34 protein-coding genes are annotated in these 26,678 nt (G+C 35.0%); all 34 read right to left on the reverse strand.

Features of this window, described 5'->3' with window-relative positions:
• Positions 1-150 precede the first annotated feature (150 nt).
• The 34 genes from AC1VAQ_RS16980 to AC1VAQ_RS17145 all read right to left on the reverse strand — a co-directional run bounded on the left by AC1VAQ_RS16980 (position 151) and on the right by AC1VAQ_RS17145 (position 26,566).
• Complete coding sequence (locus tag AC1VAQ_RS16980) at positions 151-1,788, reverse strand: hypothetical protein (protein WP_479904225.1); 1,638 nt, start codon at positions 1,786-1,788, stop codon at positions 151-153.
• Between the two features lie 16 nt (positions 1,789-1,804).
• Positions 1,805-2,275: a BppU family phage baseplate upper protein gene (locus tag AC1VAQ_RS16985; protein ID WP_479904226.1), complete on the reverse strand. Its 471-nt coding sequence runs from the start codon at positions 2,273-2,275 to the stop codon at positions 1,805-1,807.
• Between the two features lie 5 nt (positions 2,276-2,280).
• Positions 2,281-2,547 carry a hypothetical protein gene (locus tag AC1VAQ_RS16990; RefSeq protein ID WP_479904227.1) on the reverse strand — a complete coding sequence of 89 codons (267 nt, stop codon included), beginning with the start codon at positions 2,545-2,547 and terminating at the stop codon, positions 2,281-2,283.
• A 61-nt stretch (positions 2,548-2,608) separates the two neighbouring features.
• Positions 2,609-3,034, reverse strand: coding sequence for a putative ABC transporter permease (locus tag AC1VAQ_RS16995; protein WP_479904228.1), 426 nt, complete (start codon positions 3,032-3,034; stop codon positions 2,609-2,611).
• The gene (locus tag AC1VAQ_RS17000; protein WP_479904229.1) at positions 3,009-3,569 is read right to left on the reverse strand and encodes a hypothetical protein; all 561 of its coding nucleotides are present in this window, start codon (positions 3,567-3,569) and stop codon (positions 3,009-3,011) included. Before AC1VAQ_RS17000 ends, AC1VAQ_RS16995 begins: the two co-directional genes overlap by 26 nt.
• A 9-nt stretch (positions 3,570-3,578) precedes the next feature.
• A complete protein-coding gene (locus AC1VAQ_RS17005) occupies positions 3,579-4,349 on the reverse strand; it encodes a hypothetical protein (protein WP_479904230.1) in 771 nt (256 codons plus the stop codon).
• Positions 4,349-4,858: a hypothetical protein gene (locus AC1VAQ_RS17010; protein WP_479904231.1), complete on the reverse strand. Its 510-nt coding sequence runs from the start codon at positions 4,856-4,858 to the stop codon at positions 4,349-4,351. The genes AC1VAQ_RS17005 and AC1VAQ_RS17010 overlap by 1 nt, the downstream gene beginning before the upstream one ends.
• Before the next feature lie 15 nt (positions 4,859-4,873).
• Complete coding sequence (locus AC1VAQ_RS17015; RefSeq protein ID WP_479904232.1) at positions 4,874-5,446, reverse strand: baseplate wedge 1 family protein; 573 nt, start codon at positions 5,444-5,446, stop codon at positions 4,874-4,876.
• The gene (locus AC1VAQ_RS17020; RefSeq protein WP_479904233.1) at positions 5,436-6,872 is read right to left on the reverse strand and encodes a hypothetical protein; all 1,437 of its coding nucleotides are present in this window, start codon (positions 6,870-6,872) and stop codon (positions 5,436-5,438) included. Before AC1VAQ_RS17020 ends, AC1VAQ_RS17015 begins: the two co-directional genes overlap by 11 nt.
• Positions 6,865-7,218 (reverse strand): contractile injection system sheath initiator, encoded by a 354-nt coding sequence (locus tag AC1VAQ_RS17025; protein ID WP_479904234.1) that lies wholly within the window; start codon positions 7,216-7,218, stop codon positions 6,865-6,867. Before AC1VAQ_RS17025 ends, AC1VAQ_RS17020 begins: the two co-directional genes overlap by 8 nt.
• 15 nt (positions 7,219-7,233) lie before the next feature.
• On the reverse strand, positions 7,234-7,896 hold the full coding sequence (locus AC1VAQ_RS17030) for a Gp138 family membrane-puncturing spike protein (protein WP_479904235.1): 663 nt from the start codon (positions 7,894-7,896) through the stop codon (positions 7,234-7,236).
• Entirely contained in the window at positions 7,893-8,813 is a 921-nt protein-coding gene (locus tag AC1VAQ_RS17035) for a phage protein (RefSeq protein ID WP_479904236.1), read from the reverse strand. The genes AC1VAQ_RS17030 and AC1VAQ_RS17035 overlap by 4 nt, the downstream gene beginning before the upstream one ends.
• Positions 8,800-9,141, reverse strand: a complete 342-nt coding sequence (locus AC1VAQ_RS17040) for a phage baseplate plug family protein (RefSeq protein WP_479904237.1) — start codon at positions 9,139-9,141, stop codon at positions 8,800-8,802. The genes AC1VAQ_RS17035 and AC1VAQ_RS17040 overlap by 14 nt, the downstream gene beginning before the upstream one ends.
• 14 nt (positions 9,142-9,155) lie before the next feature.
• Positions 9,156-9,779, reverse strand: coding sequence for a phage baseplate protein (locus AC1VAQ_RS17045; RefSeq protein WP_479904238.1), 624 nt, complete (start codon positions 9,777-9,779; stop codon positions 9,156-9,158).
• A gap of 11 nt (positions 9,780-9,790) precedes the next feature.
• Positions 9,791-11,731, reverse strand: coding sequence for a phage tail protein (locus AC1VAQ_RS17050; RefSeq protein ID WP_479904239.1), 1,941 nt, complete (start codon positions 11,729-11,731; stop codon positions 9,791-9,793).
• Positions 11,728-11,883 (reverse strand): hypothetical protein, encoded by a 156-nt coding sequence (locus tag AC1VAQ_RS17055; RefSeq protein ID WP_479904240.1) that lies wholly within the window; start codon positions 11,881-11,883, stop codon positions 11,728-11,730. Before AC1VAQ_RS17055 ends, AC1VAQ_RS17050 begins: the two co-directional genes overlap by 4 nt.
• Before the next feature lie 8 nt (positions 11,884-11,891).
• Positions 11,892-12,401 carry a phage tail assembly chaperone gene (locus tag AC1VAQ_RS17060; protein ID WP_479904241.1) on the reverse strand — a complete coding sequence of 170 codons (510 nt, stop codon included), beginning with the start codon at positions 12,399-12,401 and terminating at the stop codon, positions 11,892-11,894.
• 201 nt (positions 12,402-12,602) lie between these two features.
• Positions 12,603-13,016, reverse strand: coding sequence for a phage structural protein (locus tag AC1VAQ_RS17065; RefSeq protein WP_479904242.1), 414 nt, complete (start codon positions 13,014-13,016; stop codon positions 12,603-12,605).
• A gap of 11 nt (positions 13,017-13,027) precedes the next feature.
• Positions 13,028-14,125, reverse strand: coding sequence for a DUF3383 family protein (locus AC1VAQ_RS17070; RefSeq protein WP_479904243.1), 1,098 nt, complete (start codon positions 14,123-14,125; stop codon positions 13,028-13,030).
• Complete coding sequence (locus AC1VAQ_RS17075) at positions 14,122-14,703, reverse strand: phage neck terminator protein (RefSeq protein ID WP_479904244.1); 582 nt, start codon at positions 14,701-14,703, stop codon at positions 14,122-14,124. Before AC1VAQ_RS17075 ends, AC1VAQ_RS17070 begins: the two co-directional genes overlap by 4 nt.
• Before the next feature lies 1 nt (position 14,704).
• Positions 14,705-15,055: a hypothetical protein gene (locus tag AC1VAQ_RS17080; RefSeq protein WP_479904245.1), complete on the reverse strand. Its 351-nt coding sequence runs from the start codon at positions 15,053-15,055 to the stop codon at positions 14,705-14,707.
• Positions 15,055-15,513, reverse strand: coding sequence for a hypothetical protein (locus AC1VAQ_RS17085; protein ID WP_479904246.1), 459 nt, complete (start codon positions 15,511-15,513; stop codon positions 15,055-15,057). Before AC1VAQ_RS17085 ends, AC1VAQ_RS17080 begins: the two co-directional genes overlap by 1 nt.
• On the reverse strand, positions 15,504-15,887 hold the full coding sequence (locus tag AC1VAQ_RS17090; protein WP_479904247.1) for a DUF4054 domain-containing protein: 384 nt from the start codon (positions 15,885-15,887) through the stop codon (positions 15,504-15,506). Before AC1VAQ_RS17090 ends, AC1VAQ_RS17085 begins: the two co-directional genes overlap by 10 nt.
• Positions 15,888-15,899: 12 nt before the next feature.
• Complete coding sequence (locus AC1VAQ_RS17095) at positions 15,900-16,217, reverse strand: hypothetical protein (RefSeq protein WP_479904248.1); 318 nt, start codon at positions 16,215-16,217, stop codon at positions 15,900-15,902.
• Positions 16,218-16,228: 11 nt separating this feature from the next.
• A complete protein-coding gene (locus AC1VAQ_RS17100) occupies positions 16,229-17,293 on the reverse strand; it encodes a DUF2184 domain-containing protein (protein ID WP_479904249.1) in 1,065 nt (354 codons plus the stop codon).
• Between the two features lie 14 nt (positions 17,294-17,307).
• A complete protein-coding gene (locus AC1VAQ_RS17105) occupies positions 17,308-17,796 on the reverse strand; it encodes a structural cement protein Gp24 (protein ID WP_479904250.1) in 489 nt (162 codons plus the stop codon).
• Positions 17,796-19,061 (reverse strand): DUF2213 domain-containing protein, encoded by a 1,266-nt coding sequence (locus AC1VAQ_RS17110; protein WP_479904251.1) that lies wholly within the window; start codon positions 19,059-19,061, stop codon positions 17,796-17,798. The genes AC1VAQ_RS17105 and AC1VAQ_RS17110 overlap by 1 nt, the downstream gene beginning before the upstream one ends.
• A gap of 15 nt (positions 19,062-19,076) precedes the next feature.
• Positions 19,077-20,417, reverse strand: a complete 1,341-nt coding sequence (locus AC1VAQ_RS17115; protein ID WP_479904252.1) for a phage head morphogenesis protein — start codon at positions 20,415-20,417, stop codon at positions 19,077-19,079.
• Between the two features lie 51 nt (positions 20,418-20,468).
• A complete protein-coding gene (locus tag AC1VAQ_RS17120; protein ID WP_479904253.1) occupies positions 20,469-22,265 on the reverse strand; it encodes a phage portal protein in 1,797 nt (598 codons plus the stop codon).
• A gap of 19 nt (positions 22,266-22,284) precedes the next feature.
• Positions 22,285-23,550, reverse strand: coding sequence for a PBSX family phage terminase large subunit (locus AC1VAQ_RS17125; RefSeq protein WP_479904254.1), 1,266 nt, complete (start codon positions 23,548-23,550; stop codon positions 22,285-22,287).
• A 131-nt stretch (positions 23,551-23,681) separates the two neighbouring features.
• Complete coding sequence (locus AC1VAQ_RS17130) at positions 23,682-24,503, reverse strand: terminase small subunit (protein ID WP_479904255.1); 822 nt, start codon at positions 24,501-24,503, stop codon at positions 23,682-23,684.
• A gap of 189 nt (positions 24,504-24,692) precedes the next feature.
• The gene (locus AC1VAQ_RS17135) at positions 24,693-25,097 is read right to left on the reverse strand and encodes a hypothetical protein (protein WP_479904256.1); all 405 of its coding nucleotides are present in this window, start codon (positions 25,095-25,097) and stop codon (positions 24,693-24,695) included.
• 242 nt (positions 25,098-25,339) lie between these two features.
• The gene (locus tag AC1VAQ_RS17140; protein ID WP_479904257.1) at positions 25,340-26,305 is read right to left on the reverse strand and encodes a tyrosine-type recombinase/integrase; all 966 of its coding nucleotides are present in this window, start codon (positions 26,303-26,305) and stop codon (positions 25,340-25,342) included.
• 12 nt (positions 26,306-26,317) lie between these two features.
• A complete protein-coding gene (locus tag AC1VAQ_RS17145) occupies positions 26,318-26,566 on the reverse strand; it encodes a hypothetical protein (protein ID WP_479904258.1) in 249 nt (82 codons plus the stop codon).
• Positions 26,567-26,678: the final 112 nt, after the last annotated feature.

Below are 26,678 nucleotides of genomic sequence, written 5' to 3' on the forward strand. Positions count from 1 at the left end.
AAATATAGTTGCTAAAATAGCTACATATTCCATGTGAGACCTCCTTATTATTTTTGTTTTCTCATGCTTTTAATTCTAGTTTATATTTAAGTTAGTAAAAAAGGAATAAAAAATACACCTTATTAAAGGTATTTCTATATGCATTATTAATTATTTTATCTCTATCTCAAAGCTTGTAGTAAGGGAATCTCCACTGTTGTAAGTAACACCACTGGCACTAAGAATAGAGTCAAAATAAAATTTAAGACGTGGTCTACTTTCTGTTGCATAGTCTTGTATCTTACCTGTGTAAGTCTCAAGCTTCTCTCCTGTACTTCTCATTCTGATAGCAAAACCATCTCCGTAGAATGTACCATCATAAAACTTGCTTGACGACAATAAAACACTGTCAGAAGTTGTTGTATTATCTGTAGCCCTACACATGTTCGTTACATTGTCACTTGTGTAATTAACAATATCCTTATAAATGCTAAAAAGCCCTCCGCCACACAATCTGTTAATTACAAAGTTGTCGACAAGGATATTGTAAGTATTTCTTATAGTCAGCTTTCCATTTTCAAAGTCAAGCACTTTGTATCTTTTCACTACATCAGTTGATGGTGTATCGCATCTATTTAACATAGATTCAACAAAAACAGTTAATCGATTAAATGTAGTTTTATCTATAGTTTCCGATGTCATGTCTACGACATTACCGTCAGCCAATACAATGACATTTTGCATTAACTCATCACCATGATATCCACCAATGAAGTCAGCCGTCCCAACCTCTTTCAGTGGCCCTTCTATATCACTTGTTTTAAAGATTTCAGTTTCGCCAACCCATAAATCAGTTAGTCTCCAAACTGATACATTAATACTTTCTTTAATGTAATTTTCTAGTGTATATGTTGCTTTTCCTAGTGTTATATACATCCTATTTCCTTCTTTATAAAAGCAACCACCAAACTTTACATCAACTTCTTCTTTTGAATAAGTTTCGTATTTTGAATAAACATTGACACCTTTTAGGCTATATGTTGTTGTTCCATTTACAAAGTTATCATAACTACCTTCAAGCACTTGTAAGTCAACATCTTCATTTGTATTTGTTACAACTACGAACATATATGCATCATTTACACCTGTCGTAACCTTTACGTTTCTGAATATATTAAATTCGGGTGTAAGTGTTATAGTTGACTTTAAAGCACCATCAATTGTTTGTGTCACTAAATCATCTGCTAATGTTGTGGCTGTAAAAATCTTAAAAACTGATGATGTAGTTGATGTTGACGACCTATTAATACTATACATTGTTGAAGGCTTTACTGGAATTATACACATCTTAGAGGTTGAACTTGTAATTATCTTGTAAGTACCACTACCACTAATGTAATAAGGAATATAATTACCATCAAATAAGTTTGGCCTATTTAACTGAACCTTTTCAAAGAATGTTGTTTTCTCTGGTGTAATTGTCCCATCTGCAACAGTACTTTGTGATGCTTCAATTGCCTCTTTCATTTCTTCCTTTGTAGCTAAGCCTGTTAAATCAGGTAACTCTGGGATTTGTTCAATAACTTCTTTCTTGGCAGTTGAAATAGCCTGTTGCATTGCAATAGAATTTACCTTATCATTCCATGTTTCTTTTTCCTGAGACGTTACATGGATATCTTCATTTGATTCATGTGTCCTATAGTCAGACTCTCCTTTTTCCCATCTATTATAGTCTTCTGCATACACAGTAGTTCCTTCTTGTACAATATTTCCATCCGAATCTTTTGATTCATTTATAAAAGTCTTCATTTTCTTCCTCCTTACTCTACCTTGTTCGCCCAGCTATTATTGCCCCTGCTCTTCCTACCCCTGCTATTGACAATGTGTATTCTTCAATACTTTCACTTGGCTTATCTCCTTCATCATCTCCGCTACTCTCCATTTCAAACTTACTTCTAATATGATAAAGAAACTCATCAAAACTAAGGAATTTACTATCTTTTGCAATACATACTTTACATTGATACGTACCAGAAACTGCTACTGCTTTTTTAGGAAGTACAACCCTACATAATCCTCTGGTAGGATATTCTTTTTCTGAATCAACCTCTATTATTTCTTTATTTGGTAACTGAATCTGAATAAATACATTTATTCCTTCTAAATTTAGTGGTATGCCATGATCCAATAAACAAAATTCTAATACGCAAGTATTAATATTATTAGAATTAAAATACATTATTTCATCTAGTTCTACACCGTAGATATCTAAATCCAATCGATACTTTTTTTCCATATCAATCATCCTTCTTCTTGCAGCACTAATGTTATATCAGTAAACTTTATTGCTACAATATTGCTTTTGTATTGCGTACTAATGTCCAAATTCAATGTGCTGTCACCGATTGATGCCAAACGCCCTGTATATTTCGTTTTTCTATCACCTATTGTCTGCACTAAAGTAAGCACATCACCGATTTTAAAATCCATTGTAGTTTCACTGCCACTTGTCTCATTTGCATACTTAAAAACTAAATATGTTCCTTTTTCTATACTTGTAACTGTCATCTTTTTAGCCCTCCGCGTTCTATTATTCTATATGCTGTTGTTTAACTACTGCCTCCGTTCTTTAAAATAATTTATAGTAAGGTTTCTCTTCTCTAAACAGCCAATACCTAAGATAATCATCTAAGATGATTGCTCCAATAGATAAGAAGAACCAAGCTATACTAAAATATAAGCTTATTTGTCCCATAAAATTAAATGGCATATTTGAATAATCCCAAATGTCAAGTTGTAGCCACAAGTTTAAAATTAATCCGCTTATAAGCTCTAGTATTGTTACTACTACTGCACCAATGACTGCTTGTACTATCATAGGTGTATCAAAAGTAAATACTTCATTAAGTAACCCTATAATTACAAAGCATAATCCACCTAACACACCCATAGTCCAGTGTGTATGCCCTCTGTACAAGATCTCTATAAACAAGTACAAAAAAGCACCTATACTAAACAAGCATAAGTGTTTAAATAGTATCGTATTCGATTTCAATACCTTCTACCTCCTCTGGTGTATTGCATTCATTAATTTTTATCTCAAGTTGCTGCTGCTTCTTTATTCTAGGAAGAACATAATCTGCAATCTGGAATGACAATGTACTTAACTCCTCATAAGTCCATTCTTCACACACGCCACCTGCCCTATTCCATGTAAGTTGCATTTTCATTCCTGTCTGTGCAGCTATAGAATATATCATAAGCATTTGTGTAAGCTGAGTCTGTTTTTCTTGCGTTACTGTATAATATTCACCATTTTTATTGTGTATTTCACTTAGCAAAGGGTGTTTCTCTAGCCATTGTGATAGTTGTTCTTTTGACTCTTTCACCTTTTTTGCTTTATAATCTTCAAGGCTATAATCTATTCTTGGTTCACTAAATATATGTGTTTTGGGATTATATTTCTTATACTTACTTGCTTGTTGATACTCTCCAATAGTAACTTGAATATCATCTTTTTTTACATCAAATGTTGATGCGGTTTTGATGATGTTATTATTTTCATCAACATTTATTATATATTTATTCATTGCAGTCTCCTATTTATTTGTAAAATATTGTAACAAATAATTATAAGTAAGTTTAGAACTATTCGAATGTGAAACGTATAATTCTACACTAGATTCAAATGGTATGTCTATATAATTGTTACTAATAGCCATTAGAGAATCAATCTTTTGTATACCATCAACTACTATTTTATACACTGGATTTGTTGCTGAATATGAACAAACACGTACCATTCCACCTTTTAAGTTTGTATAACTTTTTAGCAGTACGTAATCGGTCCCTGTTGTAATTGAAATCTTTTCGTATTGAACTTCTTTCCCTACAATATCCCCATTATTACATTTATTTAGTAGGGCATTAAGCTTCGCCATAGCTGTACCTGCTGTGATTGTGCCTCCTGTATCAGTAGTGGTACCTACCAAACTATCTATTATGTATGATAATTTTTGTGATAATACACCAGTTTTACTAGCAGTATTATTAGTATTTGTATTAGTTTCAAGTGCATCTACAAAATTAATAATTGCATTAAGTTTAGCTAAAGCTGTCCCTGCTGTAGAACTACCTCCTGTGTCAGAAGTTGAACCTAAAAGATTATTAATAATCTTTGTTACATCTGTTTGTAAAGCTGAAATATTTGTGTTACTTGTAGTACTGTTGCTTAATAAAGCGTTAAGCTTTGCCATAGTAGTACCTGTGGTTGCTGTTCCTCCAGTATCAGTAGTAGCCCCCATTCTATCAAGAATAGCTGAAATATCATTTTCATCAGCAACTCTTGTCCATCCTGTAGTATTTGCCATTAGCTTACACCTCCAAATATAGTCTCAATATTATCTGCAGTAACAACACTATGATACTTAGTAGGTGTGCCATTGACTAAACAAGAAAACTGTAATGCAGCTGTATCTGTAGCATACTTTTCAATTCTTAAATCTCCTACTGAAGATGGGTATCTATTATTTTCCTGAGATACATGAGCTAGCAATATGCTCTTTACTTTCATACTTCTTATGATAGATACAATAGATGTTTGTGCTGTATATCCTTCATTGATAGCACTAAAGTTATCATAATGAGTAACTGACTCATAATTTGTATTCATCATTGTATATAAAGCATTAATCTTATACTCTAAGATGTAACCAAACAAATTAAAATCTTGTGTTGTTGGAATACCATTATTTCCGTTAACAATAGCATTCCACCCTTCTTCCCAATCTTTATCTGTTACCTCTGCAAGACTTCCTTGTGATGCGAAACATTTAGCAAACAACTCTTGCAATGTCAAATCCTTCATCAAATCACCCAAATTAACCATCCTCCTTTAGTAAATTACTTCTTTAGCCATTTTACCTTCACTAAATCCTAGTGCTGTTTCATTTGTGTCTTTAAAACCGAAAAATTCAAGTGCGAATACATCAACTTTTAATGCTACACCAGCAGGTTTAATAAACAATAGAGCATTTTTCATCATTTCTAATTGTTCATCCTTAATATTTGCACCTATTTGTACAAACATTGTTGCTGGATATTCTTTTCTTTCCCAATAGTAGATATATTTCGGAGCATACATAAGCTTACATGCTTCGCAAAATTGTGGGAATGTACAATTACTTACATTTTTAAGAGCCTTCCACTTAAGAAAAAGCTTGTATCTTTCATCTGTCATTTCAATACTGGGAATACCTGCATGTTTCCATGCTGTATTTCTTGACATTACTACTATGTCACCTATCCCATCCAACTGCTTACCTATACTTGTATCAAACCACCTCTCTGTATTAAGCTCATCGAACACTTCTTTTAACTGATTTAATTCTTCGTTGAATGCATTTAGTAATGCATCCATATAGAAATGTCCTCTAAATTGTTCTGGTATTCCGTCTTTAAGATCCACTTAGTACCACCTCTATTCTGTCTGTAGAGATTGATACCTTTTCCCTTGGACCTACATCTATATTATCTAAATTATAGTCTACTGGTTCGGTGTCACTTATTGCTGCTCTTATTTCTATGTATTTCACTCCTGTTATATTTTTGTATATATCAACAAGTAATGTTTGCAAGTAAATATTTTCACCTACACTAGTATTGATACTACTAATTATTGAATCCTTTACAATACTTACATAGTTTGGCTGTATAGCATTACCATCCCTTGTAAGAGTTACTTTCAACCAAGTATTTAGGCTTGTCGGCCTATTAAATCGTATTTTATGAGTATTACCATAATCGTCTAGTATTGAAACCTCTTCATTTCCGTATGTTTGAATACCTGTGGCCTTTTTGTTATAGATACATTTCGCTATTGTAGAGGCACTTCCACCCTCTGCAACAATTTCTATACTGTGTGGAGGTCTACCATATTCATCTTCTACATTAGTGTCATTCTCATACGCTATAAGAGCTGTAATATCCTCTACATTCTCAGTGATTTCAGCAACAATACTTTCAATCATATTGCTTGAATGCAAAAATATGCGTTTCAAATAAGAATGTCTTGCCTCAATATCTGTTTCTTCATCACGGCCAAGAATAGGATCTGTTTCATTTGTAACAGATTGTAATCCTGCAACTAATGTTGTTATTTCTGTAATTGTATTAAATGGCAACAAGACCTGACCATAATCTTCACTTTCAAAAGTAATATTAGCTGATACGCTTGTAACGACAATATTATCACTTGTAACCATAGTATGGCTGCTATGCTTAGATTTTGATGTAAGCGTTATACATAAATTATTTAAATCTAGCACCTTGTCAATTGTAGCATACTCTATTTCATCATACAGTGCTTGTAATGTTACTACTGGATCACTACTAACACCTATAGTAGAGAATAGTGTACCATTTATCTCCACACTATAAGTAGCTCCTATATCTGAAATAATTCCAAAAGTTATACTTAAGAAATTTTCTCTACTTATCGTTTGATTTTTAGAACATATAAAACTTTTAACAGGTTGTGTAGTAGACTTTAACATAGCGCCGTATGGTATAAGCGTACCATCACTTCCAGTGCATTTTATATTATATTTAGTCTTTGTACGACATAACCTTGTAACTCCACCTAACTGCATAGCATTATCTAAATTTATTCCGGATGCACTAGAAGGATACTGGCTATAGTATGTATCTTGCGCTAATTCCCATAAGGCTGCTATTTCATCACTAAAACTAGTAATTAGCACGTTTAATGCACTTTGAGGATTGATAGAAGGGTCTATTCCCCAACTATCTTTTAATCTAGTACATATATCTGATTTAATTACATCAAGCCTTTTCAACATAAATCCATTTTCTGTTACGCCATAGTTACTCATGCATCTTTACCTCCTCTTCTAAAATTTCACCACTTTTAAGTGTTACTTTGTATGATACATATAACTTTCTTGTGACATTACTAACATCAACCTTAATAGCATCTACATTCTTAACTTTATCTACTAATAAAATTTGCTCTGTAAACAATCTTTCTATAGTTCTTAAGTCATATCCTTTAACAAATATACTTTCATAATATGGTACACCATACGAGGTATTAAAACGCCATTCACCTAAGAACCATCTTAGTCTTATAGCTATTGCTTGTGATACGCTTTCTGTCAGCACAATATCACCATCTAATATCATTAAATCTCCTCCACCATCTAATAGCACATCAAACATTTTTAACCCTCCCTACTATTTCATAATACTTGTAGAGCCACCTTCGCTATCCGTATGAATATGTTGTCCAACGTCTATTCCAGCTACATTACATGCTTCAATTTCAGCATTATCAGCTTTAAGTTGTTCAGTATTAATACTTTTGCAAGTACCAGATCCGGAGGCTTCCATAGCACCATCTATACGCAAATTGCCTTTGATTTCTATAACAGGCGTTTCAATACATATTTTTTCTTTCTGCATACTTAAAAAGCTATTATTGTTTTTCAAAACAATAGCATTTTCATCATTAGCCTTTTTAATAGCATCATTTGAGCTTTTGAAAAGACCTGGTATAGCAATAGCATTTGTTAAATCGTGGTGTAATTCACTTGATGACCCACCATGCATAAAATAATCAAGTTCTTGCTCACTAAATACTAATAGGCACCCATCACCACTTCTTACAGGGAATGCTATTACGATATTAGATGTTTGAGGTATTATAACTGGTACGTCTGAAATAGCTGGATATGCCATTTCTTCACCTGCTGGTGTCTTAAAGCAACCTATTGGTTGTACCACTGCCTTACATGTTGAAGGGTCAAAGCTTTGAATAGTACCTGGTAATGCTGTATGTACTCCATTAACTGTGTTTTGTATTTTATTTTCTATTTCTTCAACTAATCTTTGATTCATTGTACACTTACCTCCATTAATTCAGCTGTACATGTCCAATCACCAGAAATATTGTCACCACTGATTTTTATAGAGTCTACACGATAATACCCTGTAGCTATTTTAGACTCCAATCTTACAAAGTCATTTACTCCTATCGCTAAGTTCATAAAGTATCTTACTTCCCATCCCTTTTGTGACTTCTTTTTTGTAGTTTTTTTTGTTGTTTTAGTAGAGCTATTGTTTTTACTATTTTCTTCAGAAGTGCTATCCGTTTTCTCTTCATCACTTTTCACAATTCTTTTAGGCGTATCAAGAAGCCCTGTTTCAGCACTTAGTACGTATACTCTATTACTTATAGCCTGATTATGACTTTTAACCTGTAATACTCCATTTTGTAATGTCCACGTTAAATTAGATGACTTGCATACTTTATTTAATGCAGCCTTTGCTTGACCAACGAATGTATATCCATTTAGTAAATCTTTAAACGTAATTTTAGGCGCAAACACTAAACTTACACCCATTTTATTTGCAATGTCATCAATTACCTTCTTTGTATTAATTACACCTGCATAAGAAAGTGATATATATGTATCTCTTATTTCTACAAGCCCGTCAACTACAGATATTTCAGTCTGCATATCTGCTCCATCTATAGAAGATGATGCCTCTGTTACATTACCACAAAATGCTAGCGCTAGGTTATTACCATATCCAGCGCTGAGAACAACTGTACAATCCTTATTTTCTAGCATATCCCTATGCTCTTTAGATAAATTCCATACGGTTATCTTAGCCTCATTCTGTGTAGTTGTATCTGCCTTATCAAGGCTAAATGAAATTCTTAGAGGATATTCACCGTCTCCTATTTCAAAAGCATTATTTTTACCTTTAGTACCTATCATCAATCTATATTGTCTATCAAAGTTGTCCATTATCCTCACCATCCTTTAGATCTTCAATAGGGATAAAGATAAATACTGCATGTTCATTAATAAAGTCATCTCTTCCCACGGTTTCTTTGTCACTTAAGCAACCGAAAACACCATTAGGAAGCGTACTCCTATTACAGAAATATGTAAGTGGAAAGTTAGGTACTATTTTTATGCCTGCTACTATTGGCGTTTCATCTGTCTCATACAGGCCCCATGACCAATAATCACCTGTGGCATTGTATGTAAAACGCATTAAATATTCTTTACTGTCCAATACCACACGACAAAAACTGTCGTTGTGGTTTGGTGCTTGTATGTACGTTGTCATATTACGCCTCCTAATTAAAAAAGACCTGCTGTCGAAGCAAGGCCATATAATATACTTCCATTCTTTTTAGATTCTCCATCGCTGTTACTACTACTTCCTTTAGAAGAGCTACTACTAGATGATTTACTATTACTTGAACTTGATGCTATACCTTTACTTTTACCTGTAGTAGCTGTTCCTGCATTAGTAGCACTTCTCCCGGCTCTTATATATGAATCTGGAATAGTAGTTGTCTTTGTTGATGTCTTTCTTATTTCTTTAAGTGTAATTGGTATTTCTAGGGCATATCCAGTATCTACACTTCTTGCAAATGAAATGCTTGTTATACAAAAATTTTCGTATACATAGTCATTCGCAAAAAATGTTACTGGTATTCTTTCAGCATATAGCTCAAATAACTTGTCTTGTATTTCTTCAATCCTACTAGATGTATCCCCAAAGCGTTGCTTCCACGTTACAGGTGTATTGCTAAGCGCTACAACAATGCTAATCATACGAGGTTTTAGAATAATTGTGTCATTTACGTTGTATCCATCTTCGACCGGATACTCTGGGGCATCTGCTTCCAGCGAATCATTAATATCAATTAAGGCATCAAACTCTATGCCATTAATACTGCAAGGCTTCTTAGTTCTCACATCTACACCCCCTATGAATTTGCTAAACTACGTCTAAGAGAAGATGTAACATCTTCACCGCTCTTAGATATTGCATTTGATGCACGTTGTTGATCGTATGGATTTCCACCATTAAAATTATTTGTTATTGTATTGCTTTGGTTAATACTTCTACTAACACCTCCAATACCTGCCGCGGCTTTAGTGGCTGAACTTACAGATAAGTCGACGCTACCACCCATACCTAGTAGATCTTTTATAAATCCTACTGCTCCTGTTACCTTTTCTTTAATAGCTTCATACATACCAAATATTTTTTGCTTAATAGCATCTATACTTGTCCCTATAAATGACTTGATTCCTTCCCAAATTATAGAACACGTATCTTTTATACTTCCCCATATAGCTGAAAAGATACTTTTAACTGCCTCCCATGCGCCTTCCCAATCTCCTGTAAAAACTGATACCAGGAAATCTAGCACGCCTTTAAGTATCTGTAAAAAGTACTCAAACTGCTGTCCGATGTACTGGAAGAATAGTTGAAATGACAACATTATCGTTTCTCCCCAGGTGTCCCAAAACTCTTGGAGATCTCCAAAGATAGCTGTAGCTATTGTTGATATACCATCCCATAATGTAGAAAGAACCATTGATATTATTTTCCACGCCGATAAAAGTATACCCTTTATAGTACCAGCATTATTAGAAAAGAATGATTTGAGGCCTCCCCATACAGTTGAAGCAACAGACTTTATTTTTCCCCATGTATTTGACAAGAATGTTGATATCGTTTTCCAGGCTGACTTTATAGTATCACGTACCTTTTCTGTATCTATACCAGCCTTTTCAAGCAATGTTCCAATTACAGAATCATTACCTTGCATAAAATTGATAAAATCATCTATAACAAGGAATATCAGTGCGACAATAGCAATGATACCTAACAATTTTAATTTAGCTATCATTGCAGCCTTACCAACACTTCCCCATGCACTAGCAAATAATTTAACTTGCTTTATGATTTTCATTATAGATAAAGTCGAGACTAATGCTGAAATTGCAATAGTTACTAACTTTATTGTATTTTCTGTGCCACCTAGCTTATCAACTATTGTTTTTAATACATTAACCGTCTTTGTAGCAATATTACTTACAGTTCGTATTATATTTTCAATAGTAGGCTTCATTTTTGAAATACTTAAAGTAGCTTTTTGCACTACTGTATTAAGTACTTTTAAAACTTTTACAGCAGGTTCAAGGAATGTTTTACCTGCCTCTGCCTTTAAATCAGTTACAGATTGTTTTAAGTTACCTAATTGGTTAGTCCATGTATCAGACTCCCTAGCTGCTTGTCCTAAAGCCCCAGATGCTTTATTTGCATCCTCTACCATCTGTAAAAGGGTTAATTGCTTCTGATCTTCCGCTAAGTCTTTGAATGATTTACCATATAATTTATTAGCCGCTGCATTTCTAGTAGTTTCTGTACAAGATAATCCAAGAGCTGCATCATTTTCAAAATTTCCCTTCAAAAAAGACTGCAAACTATCCGTTACTTCTTCCATAGACCTATCATAGAATGCTGCTGAGTCTGCTACTGCCTTCATTGACCTATTAGCAAGGTTTAATGCCTCTACTTCTTCCATACCTGTAGTTTTAGCAAATGCTGCTATCTGTGTGAAGCTTCCCTTCATCCTGTTTACTAAAATACCTGTATTATCAGCTATACCTTGTAGTTGTTCTGATGCATCATTCTCTAATTCACCAAATACTTGTGTGAATTGCGACTTCAAAGCCTCTGCGTCTGCTGCCGCTTCTGCTAAATTAGATAATCCAGATATAGAGAATCCTATCCCTATTGCCCCTAACACCTTCGAGGCCATACTCTTAATGCCATTAATGCTACTTTCAACTGCGTTTTCTGACTTTCCATCTATATTGAAGCCTACTGCAATGGCTAATTCTCTAAGCGTCAATGCTTCGCCCCCTCTCTAAACTCATTAGCTTTAGCCTCTTCTATATCTGAGTTCATCTGGTGCAAAGCATAAAGCTTAAGAGCTTCATCTAAGGTATAGCAAGTTTTAAGCTCATACATACTACAAAGCTTTTCTTTTATAAGTATGTACATTCTAAGTTCTAACTCTGTAAAACTCTCTGTGTTAAATCTACCGTACTTTTCAATGTTGTTGTTGCTTTCTCCAATACTCCTTTTTGGATTCCAAATTGGCTTGCTACTTTCGTAAAAAAACCAGCATAATTCAATTTAATTACCTCAAAGGCAAGCACAAACATATCTTGTGTATCTCCTGTAAAGATTTCATTTGCTGTATCTTCATCAAGTCGTACTGCCTGTTGATTTGGTACCTCCACCGTAATATTCCCGCCTAACAATAGCTTCTTAAGCATATCCTCTAATTTATCACCGCTTAACGCTGAAAAGGATGATGCGATTAGTGGCGCTGCTTTATCAAGATCAGTATCTAATGCATTACCATTTTGATTAATCATTGGTGCTAATGATGCAAGCATTGGTGTTACAAGCGAAATTAATTGTCCACTCATATTAGCTGCTTTAAATGCTGGGAATGGGAAAATATAAAAAGTATTGTTATTTACCTGTACTTGTTTAGGTTCTAATTGTTTCATGATAATCCTCCTAATCATAAATTGTCTTATCTAATTTCCACTGGCATGTAGTTTCACATGTGCTACATTTACCAGGTTCTTTTCCATATTTGTACTTACAGTTAATACACTGCTTACATATTTTTTTCATTTTGCATCTATTACATCTCACTTTCCTCACCTTCTTTGGAATTATAAAAGCCATGTCAATTTGACACGGCTTTAATTTTCAAGACTTCCAGATGCACATTCAATTGTCCATTCAACATCTCCTGCTTCTTTACCTCTATTAAATGACATAGGTTTTGTTACCCACGCCTGCTCTGCTGAAAATGTTGTTTCCCCTTTTAAGTCCTTTACGAGTACCGGGAATATCGCATCACCTGTTGCTTTATCTCTCTTGTATTCCCCTTGTAAAAATGAATTTGTAGGGGAATTTTGGGAAACTGTAATCTTTACAGTAAATCTCTCATCAGGATCCATTGAACGTGTGACTTCTCCGTCACAACCAACCTTTGATGATGTACCATTTCCCATTGGTTCAATACTTAAAAAGCTATCTTCTGCATATCCAGTTACAATATGGCTTCCAAGCGCCATAGTTACCTGCTTAGGGCTATATGTATTTACTGCCATGGTATCCCTCCTTAATTAACTAATGTTCCTTTAATTTCTACTACGTGAATCGCCCCTGCTAAACGTGCTGTGAATTTACATCCCTCTAACTTACGTGATGCACGCTGTGAAGCTGTAATGCTAGATGCCTTAGGCACTGTTACCGTGTATCCTGGTATCTCTTTATTGTCCTCATCATACTGTGTTTCAGCAATTCCACCAGCTGTTTGCCCTGTTTTAAGACTTGCAACTATCTGATTTTCTACAAGAGAAATACCTTTATCTGTATATGGTACTTTAGGATTTGTAACAAATAAGTTGAATATCCTTACTTGCATATCATTTTGCAACCAATCCCTAAAGCGAATTGTATCAATCCACTCCCCAGCATACACCTTACCAGGTCTTGTAATATTCTTTCCAGCGACTGTTGTATAATGATTACCACCATTGCTTTCAATCGTATTAACATCTGCTGTACTTAGCCTTGATGGATTTACTCCTGATAGGGACTTAAAGGACCACGTCTCACTCCCACTATCATAATTCAATGATTTTGCTACCCATGCCACATGTAAGTAATTATTTGCTGCTGGTACATTTTCTGATAATTGGCTTGTTGTTTCTCTACCAAATATCCAAAATGTCCTATAGAATTCTTTTACATTAAACCCTGGATCAACTGCAAGGCTTGTAAAGGCAAATACTTTGTTTTGTGCCTCAGTCCATTCTGCAATCTTTTCATATTCACTGGTCTCAATACCTGCAGGACAAATTACATACCACCCATTTATACCAAGTGCCCTATTAAGTGTTTTCTCAACACTCTCTAAATCACTTGTTTCTTCATCTTGCTGTTGTACCGCAATATAAACCTTATTAGGCTTAGGCGATTGGCTAAATGCAATTCTTGCTGCAATTCCTATTGGGTCTGCATTGTTTCCAGTAGCTATCCATCCTGCCTCTGTAACCTCAGTTAAGCTAGAGTATGCAGCCACTTCATTAGGTGCTTCTTGTGGTGCTACTTTAGGTGCTGGTCCTACAATAAGCATATAATCGAAAGACGTACTATCTATTACTGGACTTTCAATTGAAATGTCTACTTGTACAATTGAGTTTAAACCACTCATTCTTTTTCCTCCTTTATTTCTACTTCTTCAAAATACCCGGCTTTAGAACCAATTAAATCGTCATTACCACCGCCACTAGGTGTCTTTGTATTGGTGTTATATGCTCCATAGAATCCCATTGTAAACGTTACATTAAGCTCAATCATTGCACGATATTCATACCTGCCATCTTGTAGGACTGACGATATGTCGTTGACTGGGCCATTTAAAAGCATACATATATCTAATCTCTCTTGCTCATCAATAGAAAAAGGTGATTGCATGTAGGCTACAAACATTGTAAGGTCATTTACAGCACTATTACTTTGTGCTATAACCATATTGTTTTCGCCAAGTATACTCTCACCTTTTGTATATAAATTAATTTCAATTGGTAACATGCAATTATACGTTGATGAATGTTCTCCATCAATTTCACCCTCTATATCCATGTTTCCAATTTTTACTGTGCCTGCTTTAATAGTGACTAAAGGATATTTGGGCTTTGCCATATATTCTTCAGCCCATACAACTGTTGCTCCTGTAAAGTACTTGGCAACAAGATCATAAATATTCTCTTTAAGTTCCTGAATTGTCATTTTATTCACCAACTTCGTTACTTGATACTTCTACAAATTGGCTTTCACAATGAGATAGCATCGTATGGTCCCATGTTACGCTAGAAGAACATTCGTACCATTTACCATAGTATAAAATTCTGTCTCCAACAATGCTCTTGTCATTATCAGTAGCAATTAACTGTTCATCACCATACGCCTTAAGATGTTTAATATTTCGTTTTCCTTCCGGCAATAATGCTATCTCATTGGGACTTAATGGCTGTACATTCAATAATGTCTCCATATCTGTATAAGGATGTGAAACATGTCCACGTACTACTTGTTGTTCTCCAAATCTCCTGAGCTTATATGGTTTTCTAAACAGGTTCATCATTTATCCCCCTTTCCCTTAACGACAAAGTTTACTGATTGTCTCATATTCCCAGTGTCAATAAGTGGTGTTGCAGAGCCTTTTTTCTCTACAGTACTAGGTGCATTAGCTGTAAATGAACCCGTTACAATTTTGTCTTGTACTAACCCTTTCATGAATACGCCTATTTTATGTAATGTGACTTCTGCGGATTGACCTTTTACAAATAGTTCTTTCTGTTGCTTAAGAAACTCATTTATAATTGATTCATTTCCATCAACAGCCTCCCTCATGAAAGGTCTGCTCGGTGAATTAACTGTACCTAGTTCATTCCACATAGCAATATCAAGTATATCTGTACCATCCTCTTCAAATGCTTTGCCACCCTCAAATCCTATCTTCACATTAAGCTTTTGAAGTTTCTTAAGCTCTTGCTGAAATCTCTTGCCTTCTGGAGTAAGTGTATCTTTTACAGACAAGTTTCTTCACCTCCGCATACCATTGGCATAATACACATATTCCTTAATGATAAATACTGGGAACCATACTGCGTAAGCATATATTCAGAATCTGTATCAGTACTGCTTGTAGAAGTGTTACTAAAACTTACTGACGTACTTCCTTCTGTATAACTTGATATACCAAATGCGGCTCCAAGAGTATTCCCTTCAGAGCCGACCATGTTTAGTTTCATTTTATGGGCTGCAATTAATACTACAGCCCTGCTATACATCTTACCAAATTTCTTCTTACTAATAAGTGGCTTAACAAAATCAATCCACATAAGAACTTCATCATCTTCTACTTTTGAAAATTCTTTTGCAAGTAATCTAAATATAGTAAGTGGGTCCATAATTAACCCCCATTAAATAGCTTCTACAATTGCAATTAACTTAGCTGAAAGAGTTTCTCTTGTATCTTCTGGTAAAACTTCAACGCCCATTTTTTCTGCCAGAGCGTCTAATTCTTCACGTTTCATTTTCTTAATAGAAGCTGCTGTTTGAACTTTATCTTCTTCTGTGATATCAGGTGCATCTACTTCTAATTTCAATTCACCTTTTGAAATCATTCTCTTTACTTCTGGATTTTTTGAGTACTTGTTATCAACTACCTCTGTTCTACCAGGCAAGATTGTTGTTAATCCTACGCCAATAATCCTCTGTGTTTTATTAGTTACTTTCACTTTAATCACCCCTAAATATTTTTAACAATTAATAATGATAATGGATAATAGATAATTGCACCTGCTGAACGTGCTTCACAAGGTACAATCATTTCAAGATTTTGTGTTTGTAATGGATGTTGGATAAAATCCATTGGTGTTTCAATAGAGAATTTCTCTGGATCATTCTTGTATAAGACTCCTGCATTTACACCATATGGATTTGTATTTTCAGAATCAGCCATTAGCTCAGGCACTGGATAAATAGTTAATGGTGTTGGATTCTCTTTTGTTCGGTATGGCGCATTCTCAAGAATGTATGTGAGCACTGTCTTATCTGTATCAGGTAAACGTCTTTGAGAAATATCAATGTAGACGTCAGAAGGAAGGGCAAGTGTATCGGCTCTCTCAACATTCATTGTGAGCTTAGCTTGGTACATATACATGGCTCTAACATCTGCCAGAATTTCATCTGCTGTTTTATCCTTCCATGCTACGCTACCTGCTGCACCTTCTTCTAATACTAAGATTGGAATATCTGTATTTTCTGATAAGATACCAAGCATATTGTTTTCAGCATCCCCGGCAAAAGCAATAGCATTTTGTTGTCTTTTAATTGCATAATGTGCTGAGTCAGCTTTTCTAGTATCAAGAGATTTCCCACTGTAAAGTGATGCTCTCATTTCCTGTACAGAGTAACCGTAGCTATCTCCAATTGATTTAATATAGCTTGTAGAAGGCTTACCTTTTACGTCTGCTCTTGGAAGGTCTGTTGCATAATTAGAAATAATCTTTGCAAGACCTGTTTTTTCATAGCTGTACCATGTAATGCTTTCAGCACCTTCATTTACTTCATGTGTTTGAGGGAAGATTGAAAATGAACTTAACTCTGGGTAAAGTCTGTCATAACTATGTGCTTTAACATAGTCAAGTTCTCTTGCAAAGAATACAGAAGCATCCTCTGCTGAATCAAAGTGAAGTCCTCTTACATTGGGTGCATTCACCATGCCTGCTGCTAAGTTTGAATTTCTAAGTGCTGTTAAATCTGCTGGATCATATCCTGTACTTGGTTGTTGTGGATTGTATTTAATAGCCATATGTTATTTACCTCCTATTTACCGATTTCTACAACTGCAATACCATCACTTACTGCAGTAATGAATTTTACTTTTGTTAATGCAAGCTTACTTTCAGTAGTTGTATCTGCTGCTGTAGTAAAGAATCCTACTTCATCTCCAGAAAGAACTAAATTAGCAGATACACCATAACCTACGTCCTTCGCATTTTTTGAAACCTTTACCCATACTTTACCTTGATTCATAACTTCTAATGTAGCGCCTTTTTGAATAATAACTTTTCCATCCTTCTCCATTTCATGTGAAAATGAATTAAGTGTTACGCCTTCAAATGTTGCTTCTGTAGAACCTGATGTAGGTACTACAATTTCTGTTCCTTTTGATGTTCCTTGTACAACACCAATACCTAAGCTAACTCCTGCTGAACCAGTAATTCTACTGTTTACTGTGTGTGGTGATAAATCATAAATGCCGCCTGGTACACCGCTCGGTGTTTCATATCCATAATTAGTATTCATAGACATTATTGTTCTCCCCCTCTGTTAATCATTTCTTGACGTTTTTGAGCTGCCATACTTTTGTTTTGTCCTGGTACATTGTCTTTTCCATCTGCATTAACCATCTGGCGCTTTTGCTCAGTAGTTGAGCGCATCTTTGACACCTTAGCCTTAGCCATTGCATACATGCCATTAATGGTATCTTCATTAATTCCATCAAGTCTGATACCAGGCTCAACTTTTTGAATGATTGCTTTTTTACCTGTAGAAATAGATTGTCCTTCTAGGTTTAACCCAAGTTTTTCACCAATTCTGCACATCTCAAGCTTAGCTGATACCAGCTTATCGATTGAATCCATATTAACTGGCTTTTCTACCTCTTCATCGCACTTTTTGCTATCTTCATTATTTGATTCTTGCTGAGTTACATCTTCTTCCTTTTCATCTGCTGGTAAAACATCATTATTACCATCTACTGCTGTTTCAGTAGGTACTAAGTTAAGAAGCATATTAATATACTCTTTTAACTTTTCAGGATCAGTTTCATTAGCCATTGTCTCTTTGATTTGTTCAGCTGTAAGAGCTGTGTCTTCTGCTACTTCTTCACCACCTCCTACTTCTTCAACAGTTACTTCGCCACTTTCGATAAGTTCTTGTGGAATCGTAACTGCTACATCTCCATCGGCTCTAGCTTGTTTGTTAAAGTCGATAATTGCTTGTGCTAACTGCTTTCTTGTTAATACCATGTTCCCTTCTCCTTTCTCTTCTTTACCATCAATATTGAGCCTTGCCTTTTCTCCTGCCCTAGCTGCTCCTACTAAGGCAAGATGATTAATCCTTATGTTTCTTTGGATTGCGTCATAATGTTGTCCATTCCACTCGCCAGGAGTCTCATCAGTATCCAGTGAATAACCAAGAGATAACTCTCTTAATCCACACTCTTTAAGCACATCAGTTTCATGAATAACAACTTTTGCTCTAACATTGTCACCCTCTTGGTACCCATCACTAAGAATCGTACCAATTGTCTCATGTCCAACATTATCTTTTGTTACTAGCCCTGCATCATGTGTTACTATAATGGGTTTGCCTTGATAAGAACTAAGGCTATCATGGTTAAATACTTCTTCTGGTAATCTTAATTCTCTTCTAAGCGTTCCATCAGGATTTGTATATTCAAATATGCCTACCCTTGTAACAATAGGTTCATCAATCAAGTAACCTTCTGCAGTAAAGAATGTCTTATCAACCGCAATGCTATCTGTTCTTTGTACTTGTTTACCTAATAGCAATTACTTGTCCTCCTTTCACTTAAGTTTCCTTTGTATAGACATAATGTCTTTTATAAGAGATGTTTTACTACCTATGCTAACAAGATTTTTAGCAGCTTCTTCTTCTGAGGCATTCCCAAACGATATACCACTTTTACCGCTCTTATAGTAATTAGTAGCTTTTATTTCAGCTATCTTTTTTAGTTCATTAAGATTTAATTCTTCTAGCTGCTTTCTCGTATAATGTTTGTCTACTGCAATTACCTTATTTGCATTCGGTTGCTCAACACTCTTGCTACCTTTAACTGTATATTTAGAGAATGATTCTTCGTTATTTAATACTACATTTGTAAAAATATTCTTATCATCGGGCTCTTTCCTGTTCTTCTTCTCATTTCTCTTTCTTTTGCTAGTACCATTAATCTTATGCGGAGTGTTTGGAGTAACACTATTGTTAATTGAGCGTTCTTTTGTCTCCTTCTGTATTGGTAAATTAATACCTTCTAGATTAAATTTTGGAATAGCAATACACCTGCACTGATAATCTTCACTAGGGTGGCATCTTCTTCCTGTCCTTTCATCTACTACAGGAGGATCATCCCATCTGCAAGTTTTACCTTCCAAATGTCTGTGGCTATCTCTAACTCTAGAATCTCTAGAAGTCGACCAAGTATACTCATCAACTCCAGCTTCCTGTTGTTGCTTTTTTGCTAATTGTGCATTAAGCTTTCCAAGCTGATCTCTTGCAATCAATCGTGCATGCCGTTTACTCATGCCATAAGCTGCTTGAATTTGTTTGGTGATATCTGTAACAGTACTGCCGCTTTTGAATCCTTCAGTTACAATTTTCTGCATATCTGAAAGAGATTCTTTGGGCACTGTAACTATTAGATTTATATTGTCTTGAATCCATATATCAAGTGTTTGTTTATAGAATTCACCCAAATAATAATCCTCCAAAATATCTATACCAAGCGTCGCCTTACACATTTTCTTCCATTCATTAATGGAAAGTTCCCTAGTCATATGTGCAAGAGATTCAAGCTTTCTTCTAAGCCCAAAGGACTTATCCTTACTTTGAATTTCTGTACTCATACGCTTAAATATATTATCAATAAGTTCCTGAATCTCATCCCCATCTGCATGATGTTTCTTAATCCTTTGTATTCTATGCTGAGCTATTAGTGCCTTTTTTAATTCTTCTATATACTTAATCAACATTTTCTTATACATTGACATATAACCGTCAACCAAACGTATGTATTCGCGCTCTATTGACTCGGGATATCTTGATCTGTACTTACTGTTAAGCTTTTCATGTCCATAGAACTTATTTTTAACTTTATTTTTAAGATACTCACTCATATATTCATCCATAGCACCATCCCCTTTAATGGCATAAAAAAAGTACTCTTAACGAGTACTCTATTATCCTGCTGTAAGTTTGTTTACAAGATGTTCAATTGATAGCAAGAAAGGATAAAACATTTCATCCTCATCTAAATCTTCAGGTGCTACGAATCTAGGATTAAACATCTCCTCATTATCTGTTTGAGGTTCACCTTGATATTCTGTTGCCAGGTATAATTGAACCGGCCCATCATAATCCTGTGGAACTTCCATAATCCCAATTGGTACTAATCCTTTTGGAGTAATATTGAATTCCTCTTTTGTTTCTCTAACTGCTGCTTCTAAAGGTGTCTCTCCTGGTTCAATGTGCCCACCAGGACCACATATCTGTCCATTATCTCGGTTACCTACAAGAATTTTACCATCATTCACTATAAGAACAGCTGAAGCTATTAACTCTTTTGAATCATCTTTTCTAAGTAATAAGTCTAATTGACTGCCTTTACTTTCTTCAAAAGTGTTCTCTTCTTCAATGTCATATTCATCAAGTATATCTTCAATTTCATACTCACCAGTCTTTGCAAGTGCGTTTCTTACTTCTGTTGGATCAACAGCTTGCATATCCACATATACTTGTGTAGCCTGTGCTCTTTTTAGTGCGCCATCTGCTTTTTGATTATCGAGTTCAGCCTGCTCTTTTTCACTTAGGCTCCATAATGGCATGAACTTTAGTTTAAATACTGGCTTTTCTTTAATCTCTCTTGTATTTACTGCAATAGAGCAAATAATATTGAGTAGCCTTTTGTAATTTCCTTTTACTGATTTTCTTTGAATCCTCTCTACGTAATTGTAGTAGTTTTCTAAGTCACTTTCTCCAGTCGCATTCATTCCTGCCGGTGCACGTCCAAACAGAATTGTTTGAGGAATGTTAGTTATAGCTGAGAGCATATTGCAAGAAACATCAACAATATCTTTTACACCACTCAATGAGAATGTAGAATACGAATAATCCTCACCATCTGCATCTATAGCAATAGTATTTAATAAACCTTTTGCCATATCTATAACTTGAAGCCTTTTAAGAACCATGTCTTCTCCAGCCTCTGTTGACAACATACCAGCTAATCCTTTAATCTTTTGTACTGCTTGCACTGCTCGTTCAAGAAGCTTGTCTGCATTTCCGTGAGATGTTGATGTTCTTCTTAATTCTTTTTTTATACGCACATACTCCGGCACACCCCAAAAACGATAATTTTCATTTGAACATTGTTCTGGCAACTTACCATTTTTGAATACAAGGCATCTACTCTTGTGAACTTTGAATCTGCCATATACACTGCTAACTATGTAATACTCTGGTTCACCTATTGTATAGTCATCTGAAATAACTCCTCGATAAAGCGAAGTATACTCTGGTTGAACTATTGAGCGCTCATAGACACGTATTTCATCAATGCTTTTTGCCTTTTTGATATTAAGTGGATCTTCTAATTTCCCACCATCATCTATTAGCATAACAGCTAATGCACCACCATATAGTCTTGACCATATTAGTGCCTGGATAAACTGCTCATCTACATTTAGATTGTCTAATTTATTCTCAATGTAGTCTGCTGTTTCTGCATCTGCTATAGCTGACAAGTCAATTCCTCTCTTAAGCGCCTCCTCTGCAGGAGCATCAATAATCTTGCAAAATAGACCATTTTGCTCATATATTGTCGTTAACTGTGTATCCATAATTGCTGGGTCTGCATTATATACATATGCTTCACTTGAATCTCTTCCTGTGCCATATTTGTTTAAAAGGTTTACGTACCCACCATCAAAATTAAAACGCTTAGCGTGTTCTTCTATTGAGTTTTCCTCATTCTCCATATTCTCACCTCACTTTCTGTTAAGTTAGACTTGATAGGTCAAATGTAGATTCCATGTCATTCTCTAATGCATATCTTGTTGCATCTATTGTATGGTTATCCTTGTCAACTAGTTTTGAACGTACATTACCATCTTTATCTACCTGATAGTCTATATTTTCAAACTCTCTTGCTACATTAGGTGTTCTTACTGGGTCTATTACTATTTCTTCTAACCCATCTAGCCATGTCTCACCATACTCTACACTTCCTGGTCCCTTTTTAGCACCAGTAAACATACAACCATTGTCATTTAATTCAGCAATACTCTTAGGTTCTGCACTATCTGCAATAGTCAACTTTGTATTGTAGCCTTTACTCTTTATCCATTCTGCTAATTCTCTATTAAACTTCTTAACGCCATAAAACTCATCCATAAAGAATATTCTTCTTCTAGTCTTATCATAGTGAAGCCTTACAAATGCCACTGGGTCTGCTGCATATCCCCAGTCATTCCCCTGCCTTATATTATCAAAGCTGTTATACTCTTCATCAGTAATCGTTCTAAATACAAGGTTATTAAATGGTACTACGCCACTGCCTATTGGCTCACCTAAGTACTCCCAATTATATTTTGGCTCATTTGTTTTCTTGATATGGTTAGCTTCATCATGAAATGCCCTAGATATATGCGGATTTTCGAGATAAGTACTATGATGCACATATGTATTATCAGGTAATAAGTGTGTTTCATATCTTTTGTTTACCCATGACTGTTTTCGCTTTGGTGGATTGTATGAATAAAACAATGAGTAATACATTCCATCCGGCAATTCTGCTCTCAGAACAGAATTCTCGATTGTACTGACTTCATCCTCTGTTTTGAACTCTGCCAGTTCCTCAATCCACATAATGGCTACTGGATATTTACTCATTTTTATTGACTTAATTTTTTGAGGATCATCTGCCCCACGAAATATTATCTTATTACCCCTTGGCAGATACGTTAAACTTAGTGGGGACATTTTAGCTCTCCACTTTGATGAAACGCCCAACATATCTATGCATTCCTTTAGTTGTTCATATACAGATTCAGCAAGAGTGTTACCTACCTTACGTACAACCAATGCTGTAACAGGGTATTTCATAACATCCATAACAATTCTAAAACCTATATGAGTAGACTTCGCAGAACCACGCCCACCTTTTTCAACATACTTTAAGCAGTTATGCTCTTTAGATGCTCTCCAAAACTCATGGAAATTAGGATTTATTATCTCTGAAATTCTAACTGTTGTAGCATCCATATTCTCACCTCAAGTTTAGTATTTATGTTATTTTTTTTAGTAAATCTCTAAATAGCTGCTTATATAACTAGAAAACGTTGTAAATACGTAAATACCTACCACAAATAATTCCAAGTTATCTGTGATACATGCTATATGTCATCTATAATGGTTATTCCTTCTTGCTCTTCGCCTGTTTCAACCTTAGCCTTCATCATTTCTATCCTAGCTTTTTGCTCTTCAGTAGCTAAGTCCATATGATCAGCTATCCACTGTAATGCCTTCATCCTATCAGCAAGCTTTATTGATATTCCATCCTTGCCTTGCTTAACCTCTGTAATTAAAGTTCCGTCAACATCACAAGAGTTATTTAAATCAACATAGCTGGCCTCTATTTCTTGCTCATTGCCTTGCTTGTCGATATACTCAACGCTCTTCTTGCCAAATGTTAAATAATCAGTAATATCACTAAATGCTATATCCATGTACTTCTGAAAGATATCACCAGGCTCTAAAGTTGCTTGGTTAAGCTTTGCTTGCTTGAGCTTTCTAATCTCCTCTTGAATCTTTGGATTTCTTAGGGATTTAGAGCCTTCCACCATTGCTGTACTGTATGCACATCCATATGCCTTTTGATATGCCTTTGTTGCATTGAAGTATTTTATTTGATACAAGCAAAAAAGCCTTTGCTTATCAGTTAAATCAGGATTATCTATAACCGACTCAACCTCTGCTAAAGGCTTTTCTGCTTTTTTATTATTAGGTGGGCTCTTTCCTTTTGGAACGTTCCGTTTTTTTATTGCTTCGTTTTGGAACGTTCCGTTAAGCTGCTGTTCCCATTTGTCTTTAGACTTCCATCCTCTAACTGTGCCATCTGACACGCTTAGTTGATTAGCTATTTCAACTAAACTAATATTCCCTTTGTGCTTCTTGTATATTTCAAATGCCTGGTCTCTTCGTGGATCTCTAGCCATTAATTAGTACCTCCTTTCTTTGCACAAAAAGAGCAAGCCTGCACACACCACATGTACCAAAGCTCACTCTTTTTTTGTAATGTAACTCCAATTTTGTTCTCTTCAGGTCTCCAGCCAAGAAGAAGAACGATTTACCATTTAATTAACTAATATCATAATATCACATAAGCATGTGAACCAGAGTGCCCATTATGATATTTTTCGTAGTTTTTGTAATATTCTGCTATGAACTTTAAGTATCCCTCTGTATCCATAATTCATTTCAACACATATAGTCTCCCAAGGTTTACATTCCATATATCTTTTTCTTACCACTACACGTTCCATTGGTTCTAATGTATTAATGCTACGTTCTATTTCTATCATCTTTCTCATAAGCTCATTAGATTTTTGAATATACGTAGTTTCCAAGTCACTAAGTGTAGATACCATATCTCCTATTTTATCACTGTTACCAGACATAGCTACTATGCCATCAAAGTTTTGTGAATGAATACTTGTAAGTTGCTCTCTTAAACTATCTATACGTTCTTTAAGCTGTGTATGTTCCAATTGCATATCTGCATAATTTTGTAATTTTTTCTTAATGTCCATTATGTACCTCCTAAAATCTTTTAAAAAGGTTCTTGACAACGCCGACACCTTGTAGTATTTTATGTTCTTGTTTACTTTACTTTACTTTACTTTGGTGATTTCTGTAGTACATAAACTCGCTTAAATCGTATTAAGTAAGAGTTATTGCACACATATTACATACATAAATACTATTTAAATTTAGTTATTGCATACATAAACTACGTTTAGTACGAGTTATTACATACATAAACTATTTTGCGCTAAGCTATTTTTATGCCAAATAGTCCGAAAATCATTTCGTTGTCTTTTGGCTTGAGGTAGCTTTTTGTCATATCTATTGATTTATGATGTGCAAGTAACTGTGCTTCTTCCATAGTCAATTGTCTTCCAATAATGCCACATAAGTAGTGTGTTCCATTTGTTGTGTTCTCCAGGAACGTATGTCTAAAACTATGAGGAGTAAAATAAGGTGTACTGGGATCTAATTGTTTAAGTATCTTGTACATATCCTTAACCCATCCTCTTAACGTTCCCGTTTTTGTTACTGGTCCATACTTACTTTGCCAAAAGGCTTCTTCATGTTGTTTGACACTAAGATGTAATTTAATGCTTTCTTTTGAGTGATTATGCAATAATATATATTCAGCTTTTCCACCTTTACACGTTACTTTGATATATCCCTTTTCTAACGTCTCAATATTCTTAACTTGAAGCACTTCGTTGACACGAGCCCCTGTATCATATAGAATATCGAGTAGGCATAGATGCTGGTACATCTTATGCTCTTTTAAGTAGGCTCTAAGTAAGTCTATTTGTCTCTGGCTTAGAAAAGCGTTCTCCTTGATAGGTTCCTTTTCTAGGCCTTTAATTTTGCTTGCAGGATTTCTAATGTATTCCTCATAATCGTCATCATCATCTTCTGCATAGGACATCATAGTTCTAATTGCAGATAATATACGATTAACTCTAGCGTTACTTGCACCACGTTCTTCAACCATGAAGAATTTAAACTCATTAAAATGCTTTTTCTTAAAATCTAGCACACTCATGTTGCCGTTTTCTAATAGATTCCAGTACAAGAAAAACCTAAGGTCGTACATATACTGTTCTATCGTTCTAGTCCCCTTTTTGTCTGCCTTGCAACTTCTAAGATATTGTTGCATTAATTTTTTGTTAACTTCTAATACTTGTTCCCAGCGTTCTTTGGTGTATAAAACTCTGCTCATTTTATCAGCTCCTTAAAAGTTAAATATCAATTGACCATTATTAAGTTGGCTTATATGTTCTATATCTGATTCCTTAAGTGGTATAAATAACTCATTGTACTGGCATAGATAAAACATCTCACCAAAGCAAATCATTTCATCATATGCCTCTATCACTTCCCCGACGGGAGGAAATCTAGCATCATTGAAGTGCTTGTTATTTTTTATAAGCATCTTACTTCCCCTTATTCTTTTTTGTCTTGTCCTTTTTCTTTGCTGCATTTAATTGCTGCCTTATCGTACTTGTGTAAGGTATGTACTTTCCCAATTAAACCACCCCAAAATCAGATTTTATTTATATAATCCTCCAACTAATTCAAATCTGTATTTTTGA

The organism is Cellulosilyticum sp., from assembly GCF_982396655.1.